The following is a 423-nucleotide window of genomic DNA, read 5'->3' as shown; positions in this document are numbered from 1 at the left end:
GCGCCACGCGCGCGAGGCCGTCGCGCTGCAGGGACGCACACCGCTCTCGCTCGTCTTCGGGGACGCGCGCGCGCTGCTCGCCCGGGCCCAGCTGGAGGCCGGCCGCGGCGCGGAGGCCCTGCACGCGCTGGAGGCGGCGCTCACCGCGCACGCGGCGCTGGGCATCCCGGGGATGCTCTGCCTGGAGGGGCCTGGCCTGCTGCCGGTGCTGCGGCTCGCGCTGGAGCGCGGCAGCCGCGCGCCGGGAGCGGAGCTGCTCGCCGGCGCCCTCGCCCCGCTGAGCGCCGGGCGCGGCGTGGCTGTGCCGGACACGGGGCTGGCCCTCACGGCGCGCGAGCTGGAGGTGCTGCGCCTCGTGGCCGGGGGCCTGGGAAACCAGGAGGTGGCCACCGCGCTGGGTGTGTCGCTGCCCACGGTGAAGAC

General features: G+C 79.7%; 1 protein-coding gene. It reads left to right on the top strand.

The window, feature by feature from the left end:
- Window positions 1-423 (top strand): helix-turn-helix transcriptional regulator (locus tag D7Y04_RS42920; protein ID WP_233601871.1); only part of this gene is annotated, 423 nt, incomplete at both ends.

Origin of the sequence: Corallococcus sp. AB038B (assembly GCF_003668955.1) — a bacterium.
In the GTDB taxonomy this organism is placed as follows: domain Bacteria; phylum Myxococcota; class Myxococcia; order Myxococcales; family Myxococcaceae; genus Corallococcus; species Corallococcus exiguus.
The sequence above is the reverse complement of the archived record's forward strand: the minus strand, read 5'-3'. Positions and strand labels throughout refer to the sequence as shown.